This is a genomic window from Streptomyces seoulensis, from assembly GCF_004328625.1.
GTDB classification, from domain to species: domain Bacteria; phylum Actinomycetota; class Actinomycetes; order Streptomycetales; family Streptomycetaceae; genus Streptomyces; species Streptomyces seoulensis.
In genome coordinates this window covers 5,614,686-5,638,904 of sequence record NZ_CP032229.1, presented here as the reverse complement: position 1 = coordinate 5,638,904, position 24,219 = coordinate 5,614,686, and the positions used below count along the sequence as shown (strand labels likewise).

The 24,219-nt window shown below is 72.5% G+C and carries 28 protein-coding genes; 15 read left to right on the top strand and 13 right to left on the bottom strand.

Translation table 11 applies throughout. The features are described from left to right. The first annotated feature begins 33 nt into the window (after positions 1 to 33). Positions 34 to 1,026 carry a helix-turn-helix transcriptional regulator gene (locus D0Z67_RS25970; protein WP_031181335.1) on the top strand — a complete coding sequence of 331 codons (993 nt, stop codon included), beginning with the start codon at positions 34 to 36 and terminating at the stop codon, positions 1,024 to 1,026. On the opposite strand, the gene D0Z67_RS25965 is transcribed toward D0Z67_RS25970, so the two are convergent. The 7 genes from D0Z67_RS25965 to D0Z67_RS25935 all read right to left on the bottom strand — a co-directional run bounded on the left by D0Z67_RS25965 (position 1,017) and on the right by D0Z67_RS25935 (position 6,955). Next, positions 1,017 to 1,958: an SDR family oxidoreductase gene (locus D0Z67_RS25965; protein ID WP_031181336.1), complete on the bottom strand. Its 942-nt coding sequence runs from the start codon at positions 1,956 to 1,958 to the stop codon at positions 1,017 to 1,019. The two genes, D0Z67_RS25970 and D0Z67_RS25965, sit on opposite strands and share 10 nt — an antisense overlap. A 44-nt stretch (positions 1,959 to 2,002) precedes the next feature. Then, the gene (locus D0Z67_RS25960; RefSeq protein ID WP_031181337.1) at positions 2,003 to 2,845 is read right to left on the bottom strand and encodes an SDR family oxidoreductase; all 843 of its coding nucleotides are present in this window, start codon (positions 2,843 to 2,845) and stop codon (positions 2,003 to 2,005) included. 75 nt (positions 2,846 to 2,920) lie between these two features. Continuing rightward, positions 2,921 to 3,817: a sucrase ferredoxin gene (locus D0Z67_RS25955; RefSeq protein ID WP_031181338.1), complete on the bottom strand. Its 897-nt coding sequence runs from the start codon at positions 3,815 to 3,817 to the stop codon at positions 2,921 to 2,923. Positions 3,818 to 3,824: 7 nt separating this feature from the next. After that, positions 3,825 to 5,027: a cupin domain-containing protein gene (locus tag D0Z67_RS25950; protein ID WP_031181339.1), complete on the bottom strand. Its 1,203-nt coding sequence runs from the start codon at positions 5,025 to 5,027 to the stop codon at positions 3,825 to 3,827. Continuing rightward, on the bottom strand, positions 5,024 to 5,338 hold the full coding sequence (locus tag D0Z67_RS25945) for a hypothetical protein (RefSeq protein WP_031181340.1): 315 nt from the start codon (positions 5,336 to 5,338) through the stop codon (positions 5,024 to 5,026). Before D0Z67_RS25945 ends, D0Z67_RS25950 begins: the two co-directional genes overlap by 4 nt. Positions 5,339 to 5,461: 123 nt before the next feature. Then, positions 5,462 to 6,049, bottom strand: a complete 588-nt coding sequence (locus D0Z67_RS25940) for a lytic transglycosylase domain-containing protein (RefSeq protein ID WP_031181341.1) — start codon at positions 6,047 to 6,049, stop codon at positions 5,462 to 5,464. Positions 6,050 to 6,139: 90 nt separating this feature from the next. Further along, on the bottom strand, positions 6,140 to 6,955 hold the full coding sequence (locus D0Z67_RS25935; protein ID WP_031181342.1) for an SAM-dependent methyltransferase: 816 nt from the start codon (positions 6,953 to 6,955) through the stop codon (positions 6,140 to 6,142). A 45-nt stretch (positions 6,956 to 7,000) separates the two neighbouring features. On the opposite strand from D0Z67_RS25935, the gene D0Z67_RS25930 reads away from it, so the two are divergent. Continuing rightward, positions 7,001 to 8,443 (top strand): PP2C family protein-serine/threonine phosphatase, encoded by a 1,443-nt coding sequence (locus tag D0Z67_RS25930; protein ID WP_420824442.1) that lies wholly within the window; start codon positions 7,001 to 7,003, stop codon positions 8,441 to 8,443. Positions 8,444 to 8,457: 14 nt separating this feature from the next. On the opposite strand, the gene D0Z67_RS25925 is transcribed toward D0Z67_RS25930, so the two are convergent. Then, on the bottom strand, positions 8,458 to 8,898 hold the full coding sequence (locus tag D0Z67_RS25925) for an ATP-binding protein (RefSeq protein ID WP_031181344.1): 441 nt from the start codon (positions 8,896 to 8,898) through the stop codon (positions 8,458 to 8,460). Positions 8,899 to 9,060: 162 nt separating this feature from the next. Here D0Z67_RS25925 and D0Z67_RS25920 point away from each other — a divergent pair, with 162 nt between their 5' ends. Genes D0Z67_RS25920 through D0Z67_RS25910 form a run of 3 tightly spaced genes read left to right on the top strand, consistent with a single transcriptional unit; the run spans position 9,061 to position 11,035 of the window. Then, positions 9,061 to 9,939 (top strand): helix-turn-helix domain-containing protein, encoded by an 879-nt coding sequence (locus tag D0Z67_RS25920; protein WP_031181345.1) that lies wholly within the window; start codon positions 9,061 to 9,063, stop codon positions 9,937 to 9,939. Next, positions 9,936 to 10,193 (top strand): DUF397 domain-containing protein, encoded by a 258-nt coding sequence (locus D0Z67_RS25915; protein WP_031181346.1) that lies wholly within the window; start codon positions 9,936 to 9,938, stop codon positions 10,191 to 10,193. The genes D0Z67_RS25920 and D0Z67_RS25915 overlap by 4 nt, the downstream gene beginning before the upstream one ends. A gap of 35 nt (positions 10,194 to 10,228) precedes the next feature. Continuing rightward, positions 10,229 to 11,035, top strand: a complete 807-nt coding sequence (locus D0Z67_RS25910; RefSeq protein ID WP_031181347.1) for an SAM-dependent methyltransferase — start codon at positions 10,229 to 10,231, stop codon at positions 11,033 to 11,035. A 76-nt stretch (positions 11,036 to 11,111) separates the two neighbouring features. Here D0Z67_RS25910 and proP read toward each other — a convergent pair whose 3' ends face one another. Continuing rightward, positions 11,112 to 12,608 carry a glycine betaine/L-proline transporter ProP gene (gene proP, locus D0Z67_RS25905; RefSeq protein WP_031181348.1) on the bottom strand — a complete coding sequence of 499 codons (1,497 nt, stop codon included), beginning with the start codon at positions 12,606 to 12,608 and terminating at the stop codon, positions 11,112 to 11,114. Between the two features lie 200 nt (positions 12,609 to 12,808). Here proP and D0Z67_RS25900 point away from each other — a divergent pair, with 200 nt between their 5' ends. After that, entirely contained in the window at positions 12,809 to 14,329 is a 1,521-nt protein-coding gene (locus D0Z67_RS25900; protein ID WP_031181349.1) for an MFS transporter, read from the top strand. Positions 14,330 to 14,337: 8 nt separating this feature from the next. On the opposite strand, the gene D0Z67_RS25895 is transcribed toward D0Z67_RS25900, so the two are convergent. Next, positions 14,338 to 15,450 (bottom strand): FUSC family protein, encoded by a 1,113-nt coding sequence (locus tag D0Z67_RS25895; RefSeq protein WP_031181350.1) that lies wholly within the window; start codon positions 15,448 to 15,450, stop codon positions 14,338 to 14,340. Positions 15,451 to 15,519: 69 nt separating this feature from the next. After that, positions 15,520 to 16,818: a PP2C family protein-serine/threonine phosphatase gene (locus D0Z67_RS25890; RefSeq protein WP_037775086.1), complete on the bottom strand. Its 1,299-nt coding sequence runs from the start codon at positions 16,816 to 16,818 to the stop codon at positions 15,520 to 15,522. 114 nt (positions 16,819 to 16,932) lie between these two features. Between D0Z67_RS25890 and D0Z67_RS25885 the strand changes: the two genes are divergently transcribed. Then, positions 16,933 to 18,141 (top strand): epoxide hydrolase family protein, encoded by a 1,209-nt coding sequence (locus D0Z67_RS25885; protein WP_031181352.1) that lies wholly within the window; start codon positions 16,933 to 16,935, stop codon positions 18,139 to 18,141. 62 nt (positions 18,142 to 18,203) lie between these two features. Here the strand turns inward: D0Z67_RS25885 and D0Z67_RS25880 are convergent, their stop codons facing one another. Both D0Z67_RS25880 and D0Z67_RS25875 read right to left on the bottom strand, forming a co-directional pair. Then, positions 18,204 to 19,205: an SRPBCC family protein gene (locus D0Z67_RS25880; RefSeq protein ID WP_031181353.1), complete on the bottom strand. Its 1,002-nt coding sequence runs from the start codon at positions 19,203 to 19,205 to the stop codon at positions 18,204 to 18,206. A gap of 3 nt (positions 19,206 to 19,208) precedes the next feature. Beyond that, the gene (locus D0Z67_RS25875) at positions 19,209 to 20,114 is read right to left on the bottom strand and encodes a hypothetical protein (protein WP_031181354.1); all 906 of its coding nucleotides are present in this window, start codon (positions 20,112 to 20,114) and stop codon (positions 19,209 to 19,211) included. 271 nt (positions 20,115 to 20,385) lie between these two features. Here D0Z67_RS25875 and D0Z67_RS25870 point away from each other — a divergent pair, with 271 nt between their 5' ends. The 8 genes from D0Z67_RS25870 to D0Z67_RS25835 are packed head-to-tail and all read left to right on the top strand — an operon-like array spanning position 20,386 to position 24,212. Next, the gene (locus D0Z67_RS25870; RefSeq protein WP_031181355.1) at positions 20,386 to 20,736 is read left to right on the top strand and encodes a gas vesicle protein GvpO; all 351 of its coding nucleotides are present in this window, start codon (positions 20,386 to 20,388) and stop codon (positions 20,734 to 20,736) included. Between the two features lie 24 nt (positions 20,737 to 20,760). Further along, positions 20,761 to 21,228, top strand: coding sequence for a gas vesicle structural protein GvpA (locus D0Z67_RS25865; protein WP_031181356.1), 468 nt, complete (start codon positions 20,761 to 20,763; stop codon positions 21,226 to 21,228). A gap of 3 nt (positions 21,229 to 21,231) precedes the next feature. Then, positions 21,232 to 21,945, top strand: coding sequence for a GvpL/GvpF family gas vesicle protein (locus D0Z67_RS25860; RefSeq protein ID WP_031181357.1), 714 nt, complete (start codon positions 21,232 to 21,234; stop codon positions 21,943 to 21,945). Between the two features lie 15 nt (positions 21,946 to 21,960). Continuing rightward, positions 21,961 to 22,209: a gas vesicle protein GvpG gene (locus D0Z67_RS25855; RefSeq protein ID WP_031181358.1), complete on the top strand. Its 249-nt coding sequence runs from the start codon at positions 21,961 to 21,963 to the stop codon at positions 22,207 to 22,209. 34 nt (positions 22,210 to 22,243) lie between these two features. Next, positions 22,244 to 22,774, top strand: a complete 531-nt coding sequence (locus D0Z67_RS25850) for a gas vesicle protein (protein WP_031181359.1) — start codon at positions 22,244 to 22,246, stop codon at positions 22,772 to 22,774. Beyond that, entirely contained in the window at positions 22,767 to 23,573 is an 807-nt protein-coding gene (locus D0Z67_RS25845; protein ID WP_031181360.1) for a GvpL/GvpF family gas vesicle protein, read from the top strand. Before D0Z67_RS25850 ends, D0Z67_RS25845 begins: the two co-directional genes overlap by 8 nt. Further along, on the top strand, positions 23,570 to 23,812 hold the full coding sequence (locus D0Z67_RS25840) for a gas vesicle protein (protein ID WP_037775088.1): 243 nt from the start codon (positions 23,570 to 23,572) through the stop codon (positions 23,810 to 23,812). Before D0Z67_RS25845 ends, D0Z67_RS25840 begins: the two co-directional genes overlap by 4 nt. Continuing rightward, positions 23,802 to 24,212 (top strand): gas vesicle protein K, encoded by a 411-nt coding sequence (locus tag D0Z67_RS25835; protein ID WP_031181362.1) that lies wholly within the window; start codon positions 23,802 to 23,804, stop codon positions 24,210 to 24,212. The genes D0Z67_RS25840 and D0Z67_RS25835 overlap by 11 nt, the downstream gene beginning before the upstream one ends. Positions 24,213 to 24,219: the final 7 nt, after the last annotated feature.

The following is a 24,219-nucleotide window of genomic DNA, read 5'->3' as shown; positions in this document are numbered from 1 at the left end:
GGCCGGGGCGCCCCCGTGCACGATGCTTGACCCATGCGTGCCGCCCGTCTGATCCGCATGGCGCTTCTCGTCCAGTCCAGCCCCGGCCTGACCGCCGACGCCCTCGCCCGTGAACTGGACGTCTCCCGGCGTACGGTGATCCGCGACGCCCAGGCGCTCCAGGAGGCGGGCGTCCCCATCCGCGCCGAGCGCGGCCGTGCGGGCGGCTACCACCTGGCGCCGGGCCATCGCACCCGGCTCACCACCCTGCACCCCACCGAGGCCGAGACCCTCTTCCTCTCCGGCCTGCCCACCGCCCTGCGCGACCTCGGCCTCTCCGACGCGGCGGACACCGCCCGGCTGAAGCTCTCCGCCACCCTGCTCCCCTCGCTCCGCGCGGCGGCCGAGTCCTCGGTGCGCCGCTTCCATCTGGACGCCCCGGCCTGGTTCCGTGAGCCGTCCACCCCCGGACTGCTCCCGGAGCTGGCCCGCGCGGTGTGGTCCGACCGCACCGTCGAGATCACCTACGCGCGGCCGGGCCGGGACGACGCCGTGACCCGCCTGCTCCAGCCGTACGGGCTCGTGCTGAAGGCGGGCGTCTGGTACGTCGTGGGCCGGGTCCCGGACGGCGCCTGGCGCACGTACCGCGTCGACCGGGTGACCGCCCTCTCCCCCATTGACGGCGAACCCTTCGTCCGCGACCCCGGCTTCGACCTCACCGCGCACTGGCGGGCCAGCGCGGAGGCGTTCGCCCGCACGCTGCTCCGGACGACGGCCACCCTGCGCCTGACCGAGCGCGGGCTCGCCCGCCTCCCCGCCGTCGCGGACCCGGCCGGGGCCGGTGAGGCGCTGGCGTCGGCGAGCGGGCCGGACGCCGCCGGGCGGGTGACGGTCGAGCTGCCGGTGGAGTCGGAGGAGGTGGCGTTCGCGCAGCTCAGCGAGTTGGGCGCGGACGTGGAGGTGCTGGCCCCCGAGGGCCTGCGCGCCCGCTTCCGCGCGCACGCGCGGGACCTCGCCGCGCTGTACGGCGTGGCCGGTCAGCGGTAGTCGTCGGGGGTGCCCTCCTTGCCGCCGAACTTGACCTCCTCGAAGTAGGTCCAGGCGTCCGGGCGGCTGCCGTCCACGTCCGTGAGGCCGTAGGTCTGGGCAAGTTCGGCGCTGGAGGTGGACCTGCCGTTCCAGCGGGCGGCGCGGCCGGGGTCGGCGGCGAGGGCGGCGATGCCCCGGGCGAGGTAGGCGGGCGACTCGGCGGTGGCGAAGTCGGGTTCCTGGGCGATGGCGTCGCGCCAGTTCTCCTCGGTCACGCCGAAGTGGCCGAGCATCTGCTCCGAGCGCAGGAAACCGGGCGTCACGGCGACGGCCGTACCGCCGTACTCGGCGAGTTCCTCGCCCAGGCCGAAGGCGATGCGGAGGGGGGCGTTCTTGGCGAGGTCGTAGTAGAGGTTCTCCCGGTAGCGGCGGTTGTAGACCGCCGTGCCGTCGGTGACCTCCACGTGCAGGGGGGCGTCGGAGCGGATCAGGAGCGGGAGGGCGAGCGCGGCGGTGATGACGTGCGAGCGCACCCCGAGTTCCAGGATGCGCAGGCCGTCCTCGAGCGGGGTCTCCCAGCTCTTCTTGCCGAAGACGGCGTTGACCAGCAGGTGTTCGCCGCCCCAGAGGTCGTTGACGAGGATGTCGAGCCGCCCCTGCTCGCCGTCGATCCGCGCGACGAGCGCCCGCACCTGCTCGGGCTCCAGGTGGTCGGTGGGTACGGCGATCCCGGTGCCGCCGGCCGCCGTGACCAGCTCCGCCGTCTCCTCGATGGTCTCGGTGTCCCGCCCGACCTCGCTGGCCCGCTCGCGGGTGGTGCGTCCGGTGACGTAGACGGTGGCGCCGGCCCGGCCCAGCTCGACGGCCATGGCACGCCCGGCGCCCCGGGTGGCCCCGGCGACGAGGGCGATGCGGCCGGTGAGGGGTGTGGTGAGGTCTGCTGTGGTCATGCTTCTACGGTGCACGCCAAAGGTGACGGTTCACGTCACCTTTTTCACGTGGCGTCGATTTCCTCGCTGACGACCGAGTACGCGGTGTCCCGGCGTGCCTCGTGCTCCGCGAGGCGGGCGGTCAGGGAGGCGCGGATGTCGTCGTAGGTGTCCGGGCCGAGGGGCAGGCGGAGCGGGGCGGCGCCGGTGTCGACCAGGTCGATCATGGCCTGGGCGATCTTCTCCGGGGCGTTGGGCAGTACGAAGGTGCCGTCGGTGAGGGCTTGGCGGACCTCCCCGGCCGGTGTGGCGGCGTACTCCGGCATGGGTGGCGCGGTGTCCAGGGAGGTGCCGAAGCCGGTCGGGGTGGCGCCGGGTTCCACGATGGTGAGGGTGATGCCGAAGGGGGCGATCTCCCGGGCGGCCGTCTCGCAGAAGCCCTCGATGCCCCATTTGGAGGCGTGGTAGTAGCCGAAGCCGGGGTACGTCGTCTGGCCGCCCGCCGTGGAGACCTGGAGGATGCGGCCGTGGCCCTGGGCGCGCAGGTGGGGCAGGGCGGCGCGGATGACGTGGATGGAGCCGAGCAGGTTGGTGTCGATCACCCGCCGGATCTGCTCGTCGGTGGCTTCCTCCACGGAGGCGAAGACGCCGTACCCCGCGTTGTTGACGATCACGTCGATCTCGCCGAGGTCCGCGAAGGCGTCGGCGACGACCCGCTCGGTCTGGGCGGTGTCGGTGACGTCGAGGCGGGCGGTCCAGAGCCGGTCGCCGTACTCGGCGCGCAGGTCGTCCAGGGCCTCGGGGCGGCGCAGGGTGGCCGCCACCCGGTCGCCGCGCGCGAGCAGCCGCTCGGTGAGGAGGCGGCCGAACCCGGACGAGGTGCCCGTGATGAACCAGGTGCTGGTCATGGTGTTCCTTCCGGTGAAGTCGCCCTGAAGTCGCCCTACGACGATAGGAGTTGGCGTGCACGCGAAGGCAAGCGGTCAGGCCGGGTGGATCGACCGCACCTCGTAGGCGACCGCCGGGCTCGGTACGGGGCCCCGGCAGGTGAGCCGGTAGGGGCCCGTGCGCCGGGCGCGCACCTCGACGTCGAACGCGGTCGGGTGGGGCGCGTGGAGTTCGACGCGGACGCGCCAGTCGTCGCCGTCGCGTGCGGTGCCGGTGACCGTGTAGTCGTGCCGTCCGGCCGGGCCGAAGCGGGCGAGCAGCGCGGCGACGGCGACCTGCTGGGGCGGGGCCAGATCGGTGTACCCGCGCAGGAAGTCGGGGTGGATGCGCCCGGCGAGGTGCTCCTCGACCACCCCGACGGCCGAGGCGGGGTCGAGGACGCCGTAGTACGTCCCGTCGGGCACCACGACGACGTTGGCGGCGAACCGGTCCCCGCCCACGTGGGTGCACTCCCAGACGAGGTTGGGCCACCGCTCGCTGAGCGCCCGCGCGACGGGCCGGCCGCGTACCGCGCAGCAGATGTCGTGCTGCCCGTGCACACAGACCAGGACGACTGGCGGCTCGTCGAGCGGACCCGGCGACCGGAGGGCCTCGGCGATCTCCACGAGGTCCTGGTCGCTGTTCCAGGTGCCCCAGCGCTGGCGGTAGGCGCCCGACCGCTCGTAGTGCAGTACGGCCCAGCGGCCGGGCCCCTCGGGTCTGGGACGGACGAGCCGCCTGACGAGGAAGATGCGGGCCCGGACGGCGTGGGCGGCGGCCCAGACGTGTGCCTTGACGACCGGGTCGAGGTCGATGCCGTCGTAGCCGTTGGCGGGCCAGGCGCCACGGTACTCGATCAGCACCCAGACCGTCCCGCGCGGGGCGCTGCCCGCGAGGGAGTCGCCGCGTATCCGGGCGGCGTCGGCGCAGAAGAACCGGTCGGTGGTGGTCACCGGGCCGCTACTGTCCGCCCGGCAGCAGCACGCCCGCGCGGAGCAGCCGGCCGGCGAGGGGAAGCCCGAGGTCACCGGCCGTACGGACCTCGCCGTCCAGCAGGCGGGTCACGGCGGGCAGGTCGGCCGCGGGGAAGTCCAGCCAGCCGACGCGGGTCGTCAGCCGGTCCCCCTCCAGCCGGGCCTCCAGCGCGTCGCGCAGGCGTACGGGCGACTCGGGGGCGAGGGCGTCGACGGCGGCGAGCTGGGCCAGCGGGCCGAGCGGCGCCGGACGGCCCTGGCCACGCCGGGTGCGGTGGTACAGCGGGGCGGGGTCGGCGTCGGCGACGGCCGCGGTGAGGCGGGCGCGTACGCCGTCGAGCACCTCGGCCGTGAGGTCGGCGCCGAGCGGCAGGGTGGCCCGGGTCCAGGGGTCCTCGCGCAGCGCGGCGAGAGCGGCCTCGGCGAGCTGTTCGGCCAGGGCGTACCGGGTCCGGACGTGGATGCCGAGGGTCAGATGGACGGAGACCTCGCCCTTGGCGCGGGCGGCGTGCAGCCAGCCTCGCGGCAGATAGAGGACGTCGCCGGGCTCCAGCACGGTGTCGATGTACGCGGGCCCCTCGGCCGCCTCGGCGACGGCGGCCCGGTGCTCGGTCCACGGCTGGTCCCTGAGCGGGTCGCGGTGGACGGGCTCGTGGACGAGCCAGCGCTTGCTGCCCTGGATCTGGATCACGAACACGTCGTGGACGTCGTAGTGGTCGTCGAAGCCCTGGCTCTGCGGCGGGGTGACGTAGGCGTTGGCCTGCACCGGGTGCCCCAGCTCGGCGCCCAGGGCGGCGCACAGTTCGCCCATCGGCGCCCAGGTGCGCTGGAGGGCCTGGAGCACGAGGGTGGCGCCGTCGGCGAACAGCCGCCACAGGGCGGTGTCGTCGAGCTGGTCGGCGATGGTGGCGCCGACTCCGCCGGGCGAGGTGTAGGACGACTCGGGGAGCACGGCGCCGTTCTTGGCGACGCGGAGGAAGGGTGTGCGCAGGCCCCGGCGCGAGAGCAGTTCGTCCACCGCTCCGGCGTCGAACACGTCGGAGAAGTCGCTCGCGTGCCGGGTGAGCAGCGCGGTGCGCGACCAGACGTCCCGGGCGAAGGCGTCGGGGGCGAGTCCGGTCAGACGGCGCTCCAGAATCCCGGCGCCCGAAGGGACGCCGGGATCACGGGAGTCGGCCGGGCAGCTCAAGCGCCGCCGTCCGCGCCGCCGTCGTGGACACCGGGCTGACCGGCGGCACCGCCGTCGGCCGGCCCCTCGGCACCACCGTCGGCGCCACCGTCGTGGACACCGGGCACCCCGGCCGCGCCACCGTCGGCGGGACCCTCGGCACCCTCGTCCGCGCTGCCGTCGGCTCCACCGTCGTGCACGCCGGGGACGCCCGCCGCACCGCCGTCCGCGGGACCTTCGGCGCTGCCGTCCGCACCGCCGTCGTGCACGCCGGGCTCGCCGGCCGCTCCGCCGTCCGCGGGGCCCTCGTGCTGGTGATCGGAAGTAGCCACAGTTCCTCCTCGCCGTCGCCGTGGTGGGTCCCCCGGCGGCGCGTCGCGTGCCGGTGGGCCCCTGCGACCACCGTCACCCAGAAACCGGCCGGCTGCATCCGGTGGGCCGTGGCGGGCGGCGGCTCAGCCGGCCAGCGCGTCCGGATCGCGCGGCCGGCCGCCCTCGGCCAGCGCCTCGACGGCCCGGCCCCGGTACTCCCGGTAGCGCCGCAGGTAGGAGCGCGCCATGGGCCCCGGCGGGACGCCCCGGGCGAAGGCCCGCATGTTCCGTTCGCCCGCGTTGTAGCCGAGGGCGAGCAGCTCGTCGCGGGTGTAGCGGCGCGCGTGGGCGGACGGCAGGGCCCGGTCGAGGTCCCTGAGGTGCAGGGCGGCGACGCGGACGGCGAACGCGGGGTCGTCCCGCAGGTCCTCCCAGCGTCCCGACAGGCCGTACGCGCGCCGGACCGACTCGAAGGCCGCCCGGTGCATGTTGGCCACGCCGAAGGAGGCGCCGGGCTTCCACCACTGCCAGAGGCGTTCGAGGAGCGGGTGGTGCGGTTTGTACGCCTCGTTGTGGAGGACGGTCATCAGCAGCACCGGCGACACCCCGGCCGTCTCGGCGCTGCGGGCCACGGTCCCGGCGTAGTCGGCCGGGTCGTAGCCGCCGGGCAGCAGGGGCGGGGTCGGGGCGCGGCCGGGGTCGTGCGCCGCCTGCGTCGGTCGTCTGTCCATGTGCACGGCCTTTCCCTGCCACCGGCCGGACGGCGGAACGCCCGCCGTCCTTCTGGCCACCAAGTGCCCGTGCGCCCCGCACTCAATCCCCTACCTGGGGGTGGTCTGTCCGACCCCGGCGTACACCCAGTACTCGGTCGGGTTGTCCGGGAGGGCCCCGGCCGGGTCGGGGCGCCACAGCGGGACGTGGACCAGGCCGGGCTCCGCGAGGTCGAAGCCGTCGAAGAGGCCGAGGATCTCCTCGTACGAGCGGGCGGTCACCGGGGAGGTGGCGCGGGACCGGTAGAGCCGGCCCACGGCGGCGGCGGTGTCGGGGCGGTCCTGGTTGGTCGCGTGGGACATCGCCAGCCAGCTCCCCTCGGGCAGCGCGTCCCGGAAGGCGCCCACGAGGGCGCGCGGGTCCTCGTCCGGGGTGATGAAGTGCAGGATCGTGATCATCAGTACGGCGACCGGCTGCTCGAAGTCGATCAGCTTGCGCAGCTGCGGCGACTCAAGGATCTCGGCGGGCCGGCGGATGTCGCCGTCGACGATGTCGGCGTGCGGGTTGTCCGCGAGCAGGGACGCGCTGTGCGCCACGGCGACGGGATCGTTGTCGACGTACACCACGCGGGCCTCGGGGTCGGCCGCCTGGGCCACCTCGTGGACGTTGCCCTGGGTGGGGATGCCGGAGCCGAGGTCGATGAACTGCCGTACCCCGGAGTCGATCAGGAAGCGCACGGCCCGGCCGAGGAAGTCCCGGTTGGCCCGTGCGAGCGTACGCACCTGGGGGTCGATGGCGGTGAAGGCGGCCACCGCCTCCCGGTCGATGGCGAAGTTGTGCTGTCCGCCCAGCATCGCGTCGTACATCCGGGCGACGCTCGCCTTGTCGGGCTCTGTACCGGAACCCGCCATCGCGCTCTCGGACATCACAACTTCCTTTCCTCACACGTGACTTGACGACGCATCATATAGTTGCCCGGAACGACGAGCGACGCCCCGCCCCGCCTCTTCCCGGCCCGGCGCGCGGTCCGTCGCCCTCACCCCCGGAAAGGCACGACCCTGCGGAACGACCCGCGCAGTCGCATCGACGAACCGCCCGCCACCCGGAACTCGCCGCGCCGGCCGCTCCTGAACCCCGCCGCCGACGCGATCGGCTCGGCGCTCGATCTGCCGCTGACCGGCAGCCAGTTCACCCACGCGCTGGCCCCCGCCTTCGCGGACGCGGCCTCGGTGTATCTGCTGGAGCGGTGGCGACGGGGGGAGAACGCGGGCGTGGCCCCGGACCCGCAGCGCATCGAGGCGCACCGGCTGGCGCTGCGGGTGGGGGCGGACGCGCGGGAGGACTGGGAGAAGCTGCTGCCGGTCGGCGAGGTGATCGTCTTCCCCCGCGAGACGCCGTACGCCCGCGCGCTGTCCTCGGGGCAGGCGCAGTTGCTGGACTCGGTGGACCCGCACACCTCCGCCCGGCTGCGCGCCTCGGGCAACGGGGACGCGCGGATGGACAAGTTGCTGCGGACGGCGTCCTTCCTGGTGGTGCCGCTGCGGGTGCGGGAGGCCACGATCGGCTTCGTCGCCTGCACGCGCGGGCCGGGCCGGGAGCCGTTCGGGCCCACCGAGGTGACGGCCGTGGAGGCGCTGGCCGCGCGGGCCTCGGTCGCCCTGGACAACGCCCGCCGCTACGAGCACGAACGGCGCACCACGCTGGCCATCCGGGGCAGCCTGCCGCCGGGCACGCTCCAGCGGTTCGAGGGGTGCCGGGTGAGCCACGGCTCGCTGCCCGCCGGCCAGGACACGGTGATAGGCGGCGACTGGTACGACGTGCTGCGCCGGCCGGACGGGCGGGTCAGCCTGATCGTGGGCGACGCGATGGGCCACGGCCCGGAGTCCGCCGTCGCCATGCTGCAACTCCGTACGGCGGTACGGGCGTTCGCCGGGTTCGACATACCGGCGGTGGAGTTGGTGCGGCGGCTGGACGCGCTCGCCTGTGACACCCCCGGCGCCTCCTTCGCCACCTGTGTCTACGCCGAGTGGTCGCCGGCGGAGCGCACCTGCACCGTGGTGGGCGCCGGCCATCCGCCCCCGCTGCTGCGCGGCCCGGACGGGAAGACGGCTCCGATCCCCCTGACGGAGCCCGGCCTGCCCCTGGGACTCGGCACCGGCCACTACGAGGCGACCGTGTTCGGCGTCCCGGAGCCCGCACTGCTGGTGCTCTACAGCGACGGCCTGGTGGAGTCCCGCGAGGCCGACATAGACCACCAGATAGCCCGCCTGGCCGAGTCGCTGGACGCGGCCGCCGCCGGCTTCGGCGCCGATCTGCCCGCCCTGTGCGAGCACCTGCTGCACGCGCCCTCCGGCATGGCCGGCGCGGACGACCGGACCCTGCTGCTGGCCGAACTCGACGCCGCCGAGGGCTGATCACCGAGGGCTGATCAGGGACTCAAGGTCGCCCAGACCGCGTTGCCGCTGGTGAGCCGGGAGCGCTCGACGCCCCAGGAGTCGGCGAGCTGCTCGACGAGCACCAGCCCCCGGCCGCCCTCGTCCTCGGGGCCCGGTTCGCGCCGGGTGAGGCCCTGGCCGGAGTAGTCGTGGTCGTGCACCTCGATGCGCAGCCGGCCGGGGGCGACGAGCCCGACGCCGCAGAGGATGCGCACGCTGGAGGTGTGCAGGACGGCGTTGGTGGCCAGCTCGGAGACGAGCAGCACGGCGTCCGCGCACAGCTCGCCGGGGAGCCGCCAGTCCGCCAGCCGGTCCCGCATGGTGCGGCGGGCGATCCGGACGCTGGAATGGTGCGATCGCAAAGTGATCCAGTGCGTCTGGTCCGGGTCCGCGACGTCTAACAGGTCCGGTGACGCGGTCGTGGTGGGGGTCACGATGATTGCCTTCCGTGAGGCGGTCACTCAAGTAACTATGCTCGCAACCGAGTTCAGGCTGCAACCGACTCCCTGATAATTACAGAGAGCCGCTATCCATCTGGTTGATTCACCAACTCCCTGTCACACTTGTACGAGTGACAGCCCATCAGGAGGTAGGGCGTGAGTGAAGGCCGTTCGAGCGCGGGCAGCGGGACCAGCGCGCCCACTGTGCTCCGCATGGTCCTGGGCCGCAGACTCCACGAGCGGCGCCAGGAGGCGGGCGTGTCGCTGGAGGAGGCGGCGCGGGCGCTCAGGGTCACGCCCCTGACCATCCGCCGGCTGGAGAAGGCGGAGGTGGCGCTCAAGCCCCTCTATGTGGAGAAACTGCTGGAGACGTACGGCGCGGACCGCCAGGAGCGGGACGAGTTCGTCGCCTTCGCGGAGCGGGCCAACGAGCCCGGCTGGTGGCACGCCTACCGCGACGTGGTGCCGGGCTGGTTCAGCGCGTACGTGAGCCTGGAGACGGGCGCGAAGACCCTGCGCACCTACGAGCCGCACTATGTGACGGGCCTGCTCCAGACCCACGCGTACGCGCGCGCCGTGCTGGCCGGCGGGTTCCCGACCGACGGCGACGAGGACCTGGCGCGCCGGGTGGACCTGCGGCTGCGCCGCAGCGCCCTGCTGGAGCGCGCCGACTCGCCGACGCTGTGGGTCGTGATGGAGGAGGCCGTGCTGCACCGGGTGGTGGGCGGGCCCGAGGTGATGCGGGAGCAGATCGACCGGCTGCTGGAGCTCTCCGAGCTGCCGCACGTCAGCGTGGACGTGGTGCCGTTCGCCGCGGGTGCCCATGTGGGGGCGTGCGCGCCGTTCACGTACTTCCGGTTCGAGGAGCCGGAGCTGCCGGACATCGTCTACAGCGAGATCCTCTCCGGCGCGATGTACCTGGACCAGCGCTCCGACGTCGTCGCCCATCTGGAGGCGCACAACCGCATGTCCCTGCTGTCCTCCGACGCGCAGAGCAGGGCGCTCCTGAACCGCATGCGCAAGGAGTACTCATGACCACCATCGACGGACGTGGCCACGCCTACAACGGGATGCCGGCCTCCGACCTCGGCGAGCAGGGCTGGGAGTCGCCGTGGAGCGGCCCCAACGGCGGCCAGTGCGTACAGACCAAGCAGCTCGCCGACGGCCGGGTGGCGCTGCGCCAGTCGACCGACCCCGCGGGACCCGCGCTGATCTACACCCCGGAGGAGATCACCGCCTTCGTCGCGGGGGTCAAGCGGGGCCTCGCCGACCATCTGACCAACGGCTGACTTCTCCCCCCACGCACACATCGAAGAGGGACAGGATGACCAACTCACACACGGCGCGGGACATCGACACCAGCAGGCCCCACTCCGCCCGGATGTACGACTACTACCTGGGCGGGAAGGACCACTTCGAGACGGACAAGCACGCCGCCGAGGCCGTGGCGTCCGCCTATCCCGGAATCTTCGTGTGCGCCCGCGAGAACCGCGCGTTCATGCACCGCGCGACCCGGGTGCTCGCGCGGGAGCACGGCATCCGGCAGTGGCTGGACATCGGCACCGGCATCCCCACCGAGCCGAACCTGCACCAGGTGGCCCAGTCCGTGGTCACCGACGCGCGGGTGGTGTACGCGGACAACGACCCGCTCGTCCTCAAGTACGCCGAGCGTCTGATGCGCAGCACCGTCGATGGCCGTACCGCGTACATAGAGGCGGACGTCAACGACCCGCAGTCGTTGCTGGACGCCCCCGAGCTGACCGACGTCCTGGACATGGAGCGGCCGGTTGCGCTGTCCCTGAACGCGCTGATGCACTTCGTGCCGGACGACCGGGACCCGTACGGCATCGTGTCCCGGCTGATGGACGTGCTCCCTTCGGGCAGCGCGCTCGCCCTGAGCCACTGCACGCCCGACTTCGACGGGCCCACCTGGCAGAAGGTCACGGACATCTACAACAGCGCCGGAACCCCGGTGCAGTTCCGCTCCCGTGCCGACGTGGCGCGCTTCTTCGAGGGGCTGGAGCTGCTGGAGCCCGGCGTCTCGGTGGGCCACCGCTGGCGTCCGGACAGCGAACCGGCCGCCACCGACGCGGAGGTCAGCCTGTGGACCGGAGTGGGCATCAAGCCGTAGCGGCCCCGGCCGAAGACGACGGAACGCCCCCGTGCCGCGATGGCTGGGGGCGTTCCGTCGTACGGGGTCCGGCGGCTCAGAACTTGGGCGCCGGTACCTGGGCCTGGACGATCTCCGCGGCCTCCTGCTCCGTCTCCACCGCCGGGGGCGAGCCCGCCAGCGGCTTGTTGGCCGTCTCCCTCATGCACAGCACCGCGATCACGCCGACGACCGCGGCCGCGGTGGCGTAGTACGCGGGCATGAGATTGGTGTGGAAGACGCTGATCAGGTAGGTGATGACCAGCGGGGTGGTGCCGCCGAAGATGGAGGTGGCGAGGTTGTAGGCCACCGACAGGGAGCCGTAGCGCACCTGGGTCGGGAAGATCGCCGGGAGCGCCGCCGACATCGTGCCGAGCATCGCCACCAGGGAGAGCCCCAGCATGAGCAGGCCGACCGCGATGAGGACGACACTGCCCTGCCGGATGAGCAGGAAGGCCGGCACGGACAGGAAGAGGAAGCCGAGCATCCCGGCCATCAGCAGCGGCTTGCGCCCGAAGCGGTCGGAGAGCCGGCCGACCTGGCTGATGACGCCCATCTGGAGCACCATCACCAGCAGCAGGATCAGCAGCCCGTGGTTGGTGGGGTAGCCCAGCTCGTCCGAGAGATAGGTCGGCATGTACGACAGCAGCATGTAGTCGGTGATGTTGTACGCCGCGACGAGCGCGAGGCACAGCACCAGCGGCCGCCAGTACCGGGTGAAGATCTTGCCGAGGTCGGCGGCGGCCGAGGTCTCCACGGCGTCGGCGGCCTCGCTCGCCCGGACGTTGCCGCCCTCCAGCTTCTGGAAGGCGGGGGTCTCGTCCAGCTTGAGCCGCAGGTAGAGGCCGATGAAGCCGAGCGGCGCCGCGACCAGGAAGGGGATGCGCCAGCCCCAGTGCAGCATCTGGTCCTCGCTGAACACGCTGCTCAGGATGACGACCAGGCCGGAGGCGCCGACGTATCCGGCGAGCGTGCCGAACTCCAGGAAGCTGCCGAAGAACCCGCGCCGCTTGTCCGGGGCGTACTCCGCGATGAAGGTGGAGGCGCCGCCGTACTCGCCGCCGGTCGAGAAGCCCTGGATCAGCCGGAAGAGGATCAGCAGGGCCGGGGCCCACAGGCCGATGGCGGCGTGCGAGGGGATCAGACCGATGGCGAAGGTGCCCACCGCCATCATGATCATGGTCATGGACAGGACGCGCTTACGGCCGATCTTGTCGCCGAGCGGGCCGAAGACCATGCCGCCGATCGGGCGCACCAGGAAGGCGACGGCGAAGGTGGCGAAGGAACTGAGCAGCTGCACCGTGTCGTTCCCCGAGGGGAAGAACACCTTGCCGAGGGTGGCGGCGAGGTAGCTGTAGATGCCGAAGTCGTACCACTCCATGGCGTTGCCGAGCGCGGCCGCCTTGGTGGCGCGCTTCACGGCGGCCTGGTCGGTCACGGTGATGTCGCTGCGGCGCAGCTTGGGGTTGCGCCGCCGCTCGATGGCACGGAACAGCACACGGTGGCGTCTTACCGCGCCGGGGTCCACCGGGTCTTCGCTCTCGAGGGCCGCCATGGGTGTTCCTTTCGCCGTACACGTTTCCAAGCAGAACACCTGCGCAGTCAGCGCGCGCTCAAACGATCCTCTTCACTGTGCGTCCGTGCCGCTACCGAGGGTCATCGAACGGGGGCCGTCAGGGGGCCGTCCGAGTGCGTGCCGGGGTCCCAGGGGGGAACTCGGATGCCCGATGTGCGTCCCCGGTGAGAGGAGCCCTGGTGACTGCGTCGGCATCGACGGCGGGCGGCGGGCGGCCGTCCGCCCCCGAGAGCGGGTACGAGCCGGACCCGCGCAGGTGGCGGGCCCTGTGGGTGACCCTGGTCGCCGGTTTCATGAGTCTGCTGGACGTGACGATCGTCGCGGTGGCGCTGCCCACCATCCAGCGCGATCTGCACGCCACGCCGGCCGAGGTGCAGTGGGTGGTCTCCGGGTACGCCCTGACCTTCGCGCTCGCCCTGGTCACCGCCGGGCGGCTGGGCGACGCGCTGGACCGGCGCCGGATCTTCCTGCTGGCGCTCAGCGGGTTCGTGATCTTCAGCGCGGCGTGCGGCGCGGCGCCGGACATCACGCTGCTGGTGCTGGCCCGGCTCTGCCAGGGGCTGGCGGCGGGGTTCATGGCCCCGCAGAACTCGGCGCTGATCCAGCAGATGTTCCGGGGCGAGGAGCGCGGCCGGGCCTTCGGCTTCTTCGGCGCGACCGTGGGCATCTCCTCCGCGATCGGCCCGATCACCGGCGGCGCCGTCCTCGCCCTGGCCTCCGGCGAGCAGGGCTGGCGGTGGATCTTCTACGTCAACGTCCCCATCGGGCTGCTCGCCGTCCTGCTGGGCCGCCGGCTGCTGCCCCGGATCGAGCGCCGGGGGCGCTGGAGCGTGGACGTGCTGGGCATCCTGCTGCTGGGCACCGGGGTGCTGGCGCTGATGTATCCGCTGGTCCAGGCGGACTCGGGTGGTCTTCAGCGGCTGTGGTGGCTGTTCCCGGTCGCGGTGATGCTGCTGCTGGGCTTCGTGCTGTGGCAGCGGCGGCTGGTCGCCCGGGAGAAGCAGCCGCTGCTCGATCCCCGGCTGTTCACCACGGTGCGCGGCTACGCGGTGGGCGCGGGGGTGGGCACGCTGTACTTCGTCGGCTTCAGCGGGGTCTGGCTGGTGTTCGCGCTGTTCTACCAGCACGGGCTCGGCTACTCCCCGCTCAAGTCCGGCCTCGCGGTGACGGCGTTCGCGCTCGGTTCGGCGAGCGCGGCCGTGCTCGCAGGGCGGCTGGTGGAGCGGTTCGGCCGGGTGCTGACGGTGTGCGGCCTGGTCGGGGTGATCCTGGGCCTCGGCGGCACCGCGCTGCTGCTGCGGCTGGCGCCGCTCGGCATCGCGCCCTGGGTGGCCGCGCCGGTGCTGTTCCTCGGCGGTGTCGGCTCCGGCTTCGTGGTGTCCCCCAACATCACCATGACCCTGCGCGACGTCCCGGTCCGCATGGCGGGCGCGGCCGGGGGCGCGCTCCAGACCGGCCAGCGGCTCGGCGCGGCGGTGGGTACGGCCGCGCTGCCCGGCCTGTTCTACGTGGTGCTCGGCAGCACCCACGGCGACTACCGCACCGCCCTGGTGACGGCCCTGGTCGCCGCGCTGGTCGGCATGGCCGCCTCCCTGGCCCTCGCCGCCTTCGACTGGCACCGCGACCGCCCGGCCCGCCGGGCCCACCGCAAGTGCCCGGACGAGGTGGCCGACAACCCGGTGCACGCCCGGCACACCTGAGCCCGCTCTCAGTTGGCCGAGAGGACCATCTGGCGGGCGAGGCGGTGGGCCTGGGCGAGCAGGGCGCCGTAGACGGCGATGCCGGCCGGGTCGTCGCTGCTGGTGCGGACGAGGTCCTGGCGCAGGGTCCGGAGCGTCTCGCGCATGTCGTGCACCGCGTCGCGCAGTCCGTCCTCGGCCGCCGGGCCGAAGCGGCTGTTGCTGTACAGGCGCAGGGCGTGCGCGGTCAGGCCGAGGTAGCGGGCGTAGTGCCGGGCCAGGCCCGGCTCCAGCCGGGTGGCCTCGTCGTCGGAGACGGTCTCCAGCACGGTGCGGGTGACGCCCGCCGTGTGCACGGCCGCGTACTCCAGCACGGTGACCGCGTCGTCGTAGCCGCGGCCGGGCTGGGGTACGGCCCTGGGGCGGTGGCGGTGGTTGATGCGCAGGCTCTCCCGGTTCCAGCCGACGGCGGCCTTGGCCTGCTCGACCAGGGGGTGGAGCCGCAGCGCGCGGTCGTGCCAGCCGTTCACCTCGTCGGGGTCGAAACGGCCGGCGGCGAGGCCCTCGGCGACCTGCTGGAGGATGTCGTGGGTCTCGTCGGCCGCGTCCTGGAGCAGGGCGCGGGCGTCGCGGAGGTAGAGGGGCGGCCGGATCAGGGCGTTGACGGCGAGGCCGACCACCGCGCCGAACAGCGCCTCGCCGAGCCGGGCGGCGGAGGTGACGACGGAGACGGGTCCAGCGGTCAGGGTGAACAGGGCGCCGGTGGCGGCGTAGATGCCCTGGCTGCCGAGCCGGCGCCACTGGCCGAGCAGCAGCACCACCGGCAGGACGACGGCCATCGCGGCCTCGGTGTGCGGCAGCAGCAGCCCCACCACGGTGGCCACGATCGTGCCCACCGCGATCGCGGCGAGCTGCTGGAGGCCATGGGTGAGGGAGCGGTAGACGGTGGACTCCACCAGCACGACCGCCACCCAGGGCGCGACGAACGCCACCGGCGCCTGAAGCCACCAGCCCGCCACCGCCCAGGCCACCCAGGCGGCCAGCGCCGCCTTGAGCGCCTGGAGCACGAGATCCCGTTCCCGGCTCGGGCCCGCCCAGGCCCGGCGCGCGGCGGTGGCCGCGGCCGAGAGGTCCCCCGTCAATCCTTGCCACACGGTACGTATCCCTCGCACTCCGGCCGGGTGCCACGCGGAGGGCCCCGTCATGCCCGGCTAGCCACCGGAAGTGGGCAGCCGCAGGGCGATCAGGGCGACGTCGTCCTCGGCGTCCGGGGCGAGGCCGGCCTGCAGTTCCTCGCACATGACGTCCAGGTCCTGGTCGACCAGGGTGGCCGCGTGCTGGCGCAGCCGGGTGAGGCCGTGGTCGAGGGACTCGCCCCGGCGTTCCACCAGACCGTCGGTGTAGAGCAGCAGGGTGCTCGCGGGCGGCAGCACGGTCGTGGCGCCGGTGCGGTGGCTCCCGGGGTCGACGCCGAGCACCATGCCGCGCCCGGAGTCCAGGTACGTGGTGTCCCCGGCCGGGGTGATCAGCAGCGGCGGCAGATGGCCGGCGGACGCCCAGTCCAGCTGGTAGCGGCCGTTCTCCGGCCCCTTGAGCAGGCCGTAGACGCAGGTGGCTGTCTGGTGCGGGTAGAGCACGGCCATCGCCAGGTCCAGCCGGCGCAGGATGCGGCCGGGCGGCTCCTGGCGGTCGCAGGCGATGCCGCGCAGCATGTTGCGGATCTGGCTCATGGCGACCGCCGCCTGGAGGTCGTGGCCGGTGACGTCGCCGATGATCAGCGAGATGTCGCCCTGCGGCAGCGTGAAGCTGTCGTACCAGTCGCCGCCCACCTGCGCGGACGACGCGGCCGGGGTGTAGCGGGCGGCGATGCGCAGGCCGCCGATGACCGGCAGGCGGGGCAGCAGCGAGCGTTGCAGGCGCTCGGCGATGGTCTGCACCTCGGTGTGCAGCCGGGCGTTGTCCACCGCGAGGGCCACCCGGTGCGCCAGCCCCTCCACCAGCGCCAGGTCCGCCTCCTCGAACGGGGCCCGGCCGGACTCGCGGACCAGGGTCAGCGCGCCGAGCACCCGCCGCCGGGCGCGCAGCGGCGCGACGACGCCCGAGGCGCCGCCCAGCCGCCGGAACAGCTCGCTGTTGAGCGCGTGCAGCGGGTCGGGGGTCTCGGAGCCGGCCTCGAACCGCTCGGCGGACAGCAGCAGCGCGCCCGCCCCGCGCAGCACCCGCGACCACGGGTCGTCGGAGTCCTCGCCCACGCCGGGCAGCACCCCGGTCATGCCGACCATCGGGGTCCCCTGCTCCCGGCGGGTGACGCAGACGCGCTCCAGGCGGCCGCTCTCGTCCATGAGGTCGCCCACGCTCCAGTCGGCCAGCGCGGGCACCAGCACCCGGCACACCCGGCTGACCCCCTCCGCCGCGTCGAGCGTGCTCGCCAGTACGCCGGCGGTCTGGTCCAGCAGGGTGAGCCGGTCCAGTGCGTCCCGCAACGCCGGGTCCACGTCGAAGCCGTCCATGCAGGGCACGTACCCGGGCCGCGCCACACCGCACCGGGCGACAGCCGTTCGGCCCAGCGGACCCGCCGGAAATGATCGGTCACCGGGTGACCGAAGCGCCTAGGCTGCGCCGGCATGACCATCGCACCGGACACCGGTATCCGCCCGTTCCGTATCGACATCCCGGAGAGCGAGCTGGCGGACCTGCGCCACCGCCTCGACCGCACCCGCTGGCCGGACGAACTGCCCTGCGTGGGCTGGGACTACGGTGTGCCGCGCGACTATCTGCGCGAGCTGGCCGCGTACTGGCGGCACGAGTACGACTGGCGGGCGGCGGAGGCCCGGCTGAACCGGTGGCCGCAGTTCATGACGACGATCGACGGCGCGGACATCCACTTCGCGCACATCCGCTCCCCCGAGCCGGACGCGACCCCGCTGATCGTCACGCACGGCTGGCCCGGCTCCTTCGCCGAGTTCGAGCGGATCGCCGGCCCGCTGACCGATCCCCGCGCGCACGGCGGTGACCCGGCCGACGCCTTCCATCTGGTGCTGCCGTCCATCCCCGGCTTCGGTTTCTCCGGCCCGACCCGCGAGCCCGGCTGGGAGTACCGCAGGACGGCGGCGGCCTTCGCGGAGCTGATGCACCGCCTGGGCTACCAGCGGTACGGCGCGCAGGGCGGCGACTGGGGCGCGGCCGTCTCCCGCGAACTGGGCCGTATCCGCCCGGGGCACGTCATCGGCGTCCATCTGAACCTGATCCCGGGCGCCGGAGCGACCGCCGAGCCGACCGGCGAGGAACTCGCCGCGCTGAGCCCGGCACAGCGGGCGCGCACCCTCGCCTCCTGGGAGCGGATGAAGGAGTGGAGCCGGGAGCGGCAGGGGTACGCCGACATCCAGTCCACCCGCCCGCAGACCCTGTCCTACGCCCTCACCGACTCCCCCGTGGGCCAACTGGCCTGGATCGCGGAGAAGTTCAAGGAGTGGACGGACTCGGCGGACCGCCCCGAGGACGCCGTCGACCGCGACCATCTGCTCACCGACGTGATGCTGTACTGGCTGACCAGGACGGCTGGTTCGTCCGCGCGCATCTACTACGAGCGTGCTCACGCGGACAGTTGGGGGCAGCCGCCCGAGCCGTCCCGTACCCCGACCGCGTTCGCCGCCTTCCCGTGCGAGAACTTCATCGCGCTGCGGCACCTCGCGGAGCGGCACGACGACATCGTGCGCTGGACGGAGTTCGACCGGGGCGGGCACTTCGCGGCGATGGAGCAGCCGGAGTTGCTGGTGGGGGATGTCCGGGCGTTCTTCCGGGAGTTGCGGAGCCGGGAGCCGGAGCGGCGCTGATCATGCCCGCCGGGCGCGGCCGCCGTGGCGGGGGCGGGCGCGCCCGGTGAGCGGTACGGGAGTCACCTCTCTTCCTCGTCCTCCTCGTCCTCTTCCTCTTCGTCCTCGTACTCGCCCTCCTCGTCGGGGGCTTCGTCGTCCTCTTCCTCGTCTTCGTACTCGTCCTCGTACTCCTCCTCGTCACCCTCGCCCTCTTCGCCCTCTTCGGCCGCTTCCTGTTCCTCCTCCTCCAGGGCCTCCTCGTGGGTGCGGACGACCTCGCCGTCGCGGATCTCGCCGCGCCAGCCCTCCACCTCGTCCGGGTCGGCGAAGCTGACGTAGCGCTGGAAGTTCTTGAAGTCCAGCCGCAGGCGGCGGCCCTGGGCGCGCCAGATGTTGCCGGTCTTCTCGAAGAAACCGGCCGGGGAGTACTCGACGACGAGGACGATCCGGGTCAGCGAGGGGGCGAGTTCATGGAAGGTCACGCAGCCGCGCGTGGTGCCCTTGGCGCCCTCGGAGGTCCAGACGATCCGGTCGTCCGGGATCTGCTCCTGCACGCTCGCCTTGTAACTACGCTTGGAGGGGCCGACCTTCAGCTTCCAGTCGCTGGTGATCTCGTCGCTCTGGGAGACGCTCTGCACGCCCTTGGTGAAGCCGCTGAACTCGTCGTACTGGGTCCAGTGGTCGTAAGTGGTGCGCAGCGGGAGCCCGATGTCCAGCACCTCGATGATGTTCATCACCTTGGCGCGGCCGGACTTCCCCTTGCTCTTGCCGCCGAACAGGCCCTTGGCCTTGTCCACCACCTTGTCTTTGACGTCCCCGGCCTTCTCGGTGACTATCGCCTTGAACGGCGATTCACCCTGGAGGATGCGGCTGCCGACGCCCTTGATGAAGCCGCCACCACCACCACCGCCGCCGCCGTCACCGCTGGCCGAGTCGAGGAGTTTCTGGGTCAGGCCCGTCAGCTTCTCCCCCGTCTTCCCGACGAGGTTCTGCGCCTGGGCACCGAGGTAGTCGCCGACTTCGCTCCGCAGCATGTCCAGACCGGAGCCGGCACCGTCCTTGACGTCTTCCTTGCCTGCCATCGCCTACCTCCGACGCCCGGTGGTCTTCTTGGCGGCCGACTTCTTCGCCGGAGCCTTCTTGGCGGGGGCCTTCTTCGCGGCCGTCTTCTTGGCCGGGGCCGACTTCTTGGCGGGCGCCTTCTTCGCCGGGGCCTTCTTCGCCGGGGCCGACTTCTTGGCGGGCGCCTTCTTGGCCGGGGCCTTCTTGGCCGGAGCCTTCTTGGCCGGGGCCGACTTCTTGGCGGGGGCCTTCTTCTCGGGGGCCCGGCGGCGCGGTGAAGGCCTCTTGGGCTCCTCCTCCGGCTCCTCCTCTTCCTCTTCCTCGGCCTCCTCCTCAGGCTCTTCCTCGGGCTCCTCCTCGTCCTCCTCGCCCTCGTCCTCCTCGTCCTCGTCCTCCTCGTCCTCCTCTTCCTCGTCCTCCTCGGGCTCCTCCTCCGCCCGCGGTTCCTCTACTTCTTCTTCGTCCTCCTCCTCGAACTCCTCTTCCTCCTCCGGCTCTTCGGACTCCTCCGGCTCCTCCGCCTCGTCCTCGAACTCGCCTTCCTCCTCCTCTTGCTCTTCGGTCTCCTCCGGCTCCTCGGAGTCCTCCGGCTCCTCTTCCTCGGTCTTGTCCTTCTTCTCGCCGATGCGCTGCGTGCGCTCGCGGAGGGACTCGGCGAGGCCCCCGAGGCGGCGGTCGGCCTGGGCGGTAAGCGCCGTACGTCCCGCGTTCAACAGTTCGCCGCGGAGCTGCTCGTTCAGATCGGAGACGCCCGGTATCTCGCCGAGTTTGCCGAACCCCTCGCTCAGGAGTGCCTGGGGATTGAGCCCCGTGCGCCTTCCGGCGAGGTAGGTCGCCAGGGCGAAGGCGAGACGTCCCTTCTTCGTGCGTCCGAGTACGTAGCCACCGGCGACGGCGGCGGCGAGAGCGACCTTGGTCGTGTCATTCATGAACCGGTTCCCTTCGGAAAGGGTCGGGGAGACAACCGGGTTACGGCCTGCACCCCCGACCCGGCCCGCGATCGAGGAAGAGGGGATCGCACGCACCCCAGCCACGCCGAGGCTCCGCGAGAGCCGCGCACGCGGTTCCGGCGAGCCCTTCGAGAGCCGCCCGACGTTGATGCGACGTATAACCCTATATGCTGAAATTGTATGTTCATGCGTGGAATCTGGCGCCCGCTCCGGTCCTGCCGGAGAGACCGCTTCGACCACCGGAGAGACCATGGCCGCAGCAGAAGAGCCCGCCAGGCGGCGGACCGGCAGCAGTCGCGCCACCGGCCGGCGACCGGCCGGTGAGTCCCGTCATCGCCCGTCCAAGGGCCCTGCCTGGGCCATGCGGATCGCGGCCGAGCAGCTCAGCGAACTGATCGGCAGGGCTCCGGATTCGATCTCGGCGCTGAAACCTACGAACGACGGTTGGGAGGCCGATGTAGAGGTGCTCGAACTGGAGCGAGTGCCCGACACGACCAGCGTGATGGCGACCTACCGCGTGTCCCTCGACAAGGAGGGCGATCTCGTGTCCTACGAGCGCACGCGCCGCTACACCCGGGGACAGATCGACCGGCGCGGCTGAGACCCGCCGGTGAAGGGAGGCACCATGACCGTGGTGCCGCAAGGCGGAGGCAACGTCGCCCGCGGCGGTGGCGGCGGCAGCCTCTACGACGTCCTGGAACTCATCCTGGACCGCGGACTGGTGATCGACATCTTCGTCCGCGTGTCCCTGGTGGGCATCGAGATACTGAAGATCGACGCTCGCATCGTCGTGGCCAGCGTCGACACGTACCTGCGCTTCGCGGAGGCGTGCAACAGGCTGGACCTGGAGGAGGGGCGCAAGGCGCCGGCCCAGTTGACCGACATCGTCGGTGACACCATGGAGAGCGGCGCCAAGGGCAAGTCCAAGGGCGCGCTGAGCGGGGCCGCCGAGGCGGTCACCGACTCCCTCAAGGCGGTCACCGGCGGTGACAGTGACGAGGACGACGAGGAAGAGGGCGAGCGGGAGCCCGCGCGCAAGCGACGGCCGGCCAAGCGCGCCGCCAAGCGGACCTCGACCCGTGAGAGGGAATGAGCGATGGGCGTCTACGTCTACTCCGTCACCGACAAGCAGCACCCGCTGCGCCTGGACGGCCTGCGCGGCGTCGGCGCGTCCCCCGGCCCGCTGCGGGCGGTGACCGCCGGGTCGCTGTGCGCGGTGGTCAGCGACGCGCCCGAGGACCTGCGCCCCAAGCGGCGGGACGTCGGCGCGCACCAGGAGGTGCAGGAGCGGCTGATGGCCGACGGCACCGTACTGCCGCTGCGGTTCGGTCTGGTGGCGGCGAGCGACGACGAGGTGCGGTCGGCGCTGGAGGAGCGGGCCGAGGAGTACACCGACCGGCTGCTGGAGCTGGCGGGCTGCACCGAGTACCACCTGAAGGTGGCGCAGGACGAGGACTCCCTGCTGCGCCAGATCCTCGCCGAGTCGCCCCCGGCCCGGCAGCTCAACGACGAGATCCGGGACGGCAGTGCCGACCCGTCGGCGGCGATGCGGCTCGGTGAGCTGGTCGCCCAGGAGGTGCAGGCCCGTCAGGAGGCGCTGGCCGCCGGGGTGGTCGAGGCGCTTCGGCCCTTCGCGCGTGACGTGGACTCCACGCAGCCCACCGGGTCGGACTTCCTCAGCGTGTCGTTCCTGGTGGCCGACGACCAGGAAGAGGCGTTCCTGACCACGGAGCTGAGCGTCGCCCATCAGCTCGGCGAGGGGCTCGACTTCCGGCTGAACGGCCCGCTCCCGCCCTACAGCTTCGTCTGAGAACCGAGGGAATTCATGGGGCTGTTCACCCAGATCCTCACCCTTCCGCTGGCACCGGTGCGCGGCGTCGGCTGGGTGATGGAGCGCGTCCTGGAGGCGGCCGAGGACGAGTACTACGACCCGGCCCCCGTCCAGGCCGAACTCGCCGCGCTGGAGAAGCGGTTGCTGGCCGGGGAGATCGACGAGGAGACGTTCGACCGGCAGGAGGACGAACTGCTCGACCGGCTGGAGGAGATACGGAACTTCCGGAACCAGCAGCCCTGATCCAGCACGCACTAGGGAACACGAGGCCACCATCGTGAGTGAACCACTGGGCAACCGGCTCGGCTCCTCCCCTTCCCGGGCGACACAGCCGTACGGGCAGGGCTCGTCCGCCAACCTCGCCGACATCCTCGAACGCGTCCTGGACAAGGGCATCGTGATCGCGGGCGACATCCAGATCAACCTGCTCGACATCGAACTGCTCACGATCAAGCTCCGGCTGCTGGTCGCCTCCGTCGACAAGGCGAAGGAGATGGGCATCGACTGGTGGGAGCACGACCCCTCGCTCTCCTCGCGGGCCCGGGGCGACGAGCACTCGCTCGCCGAGGAGAACCGCCGCCTGCGCGCCGAACTGGCCGCGCTCCAGGAGCCGGAGGAGCTGCTCGACGCCGAACCCGAGCTGCTGGACGAGGATGCGGAGGAGGAAGAGGAAGAGGAAGCCGAGCCCGAGGAGGAAGTGGAAGAGGCCGAGTGGGAGGAAGAGGAGCCCGAGGAAGAGGAAGAGGAGCCCGAACCCGAACCCGCACCGCGCCCCGCCCGCCGCCGGAAGCGGACACGCCATGAGTGACCTCATGACCTACGTCTACGGAGTGACCCGCGCCGACGAGGCCCTGGCCGAGCGGCTGACCGCCCTGGAGGGCGTGGTCGACGCCCCCGTACATCTGATCTCCGACGGCAACGGCCTTGCGCTGGTCGCGAGTTCGGTACGGGCCGAGGACTTCCGCGAGGAGGCGCTGCGCCGTCGGCTGGAGGACCTGGACTGGCTGAGCGCGGTGGCCCGCGCCCATCACGGGGTCGTCGAGGCGGTCGCCGCGTACACCACCGTACTGCCGCTGCGGCTGGCCACCGTGTATCTGGACGACGCCAGGGCGCGCGAAGTACTGGACGCGGGACGCGAGTTGTTCACGGACCGGCTGGCACGGCTGGCGGGGCACGTCGAGTGGGGCGTGAAGCTCTACGTCGACCCCTCGGCCGCGCCCGAGCCCCCTCCCGCCCCCGCCGACGCGGAGTTGACCCCCGGACGCTCGTATCTGCGCGGCCGCCGGCAGCAGCAGCGCCACCGGGACACCGCCCACCAGGCGGCCCAGCGGGCGGCCGAGGGCGTCGAGGCGGCCGGGCGCGCGTTCGCGAGCGAACGGGCCCGGCACCGGGTGCAGCAGGGGACGCTGGCCGAGGCGGCGGGCGAGAACGTGGTCAACGACGCCTATCTGGTGCCGGTGGAGCAGGGCGAGGCGTTCTGCGCCGAGGTGCGACGGGCGGCGGACGGACTGGCGGGCGTACGGGTCGAGATCACCGGGCCGTGGGCGCCGTACTCGTTCGCCATGGGGCCCGAGGAGACCGGCGGCGCGGCGGGGGCCGGGCCGTGACCACGCCCGGACACCGGGCCGAGACCGAGCCGTTGGCGCAGCGGCAGGTCGCTCTGATCGACCTGCTGGACCGCCTGCTGAGCGGCGGCGTGGTCCTCACCGGCGACGTGGTCCTCTCCATCGCCGGCATCGACCTGGTACGGGTCTCACTGCGGGCGCTGATCGTGTCGATCAGCTCGGAGGTGCCGTCGCCGTTCGCGGAGCCGAGGCGGATCGAGGGGCGGGACGATGACGGCTGACGGGCAGCGCGGCGGGCCGGACCGGCGCCGGGCGGAGGTGGCGGCGGCGGCCGAGCGGGCGTTCCGGCTGCTGCCCGCGGCGCCCGCCGATCTCAGCGCTTCCGACGAGCGGCCGTCCGTACCGGCGCGGCGGATCACCGCCGATCCGGACACGGTGGAGCGGGACCTGATGAAGCTGGTCCTCACCCTGGTGGAGCTGCTGCGTCAGCTCATGGAGCGCCAGGCGCTCAACCGCGTCGACGAGGGCGACCTGACCGAGGAGGAGGAAGAGCGCCTGGGGGCGACGCTGATGCTGCTGCACGACCGGATGACCGGGCTGTGCGCGCGGTACGGCCTGACGATGGACGACCTCAATCTGGACCTGGGTCCCCTGGGCACGCTGCTGCCGCCCCCGGAGTGAGGGCGGC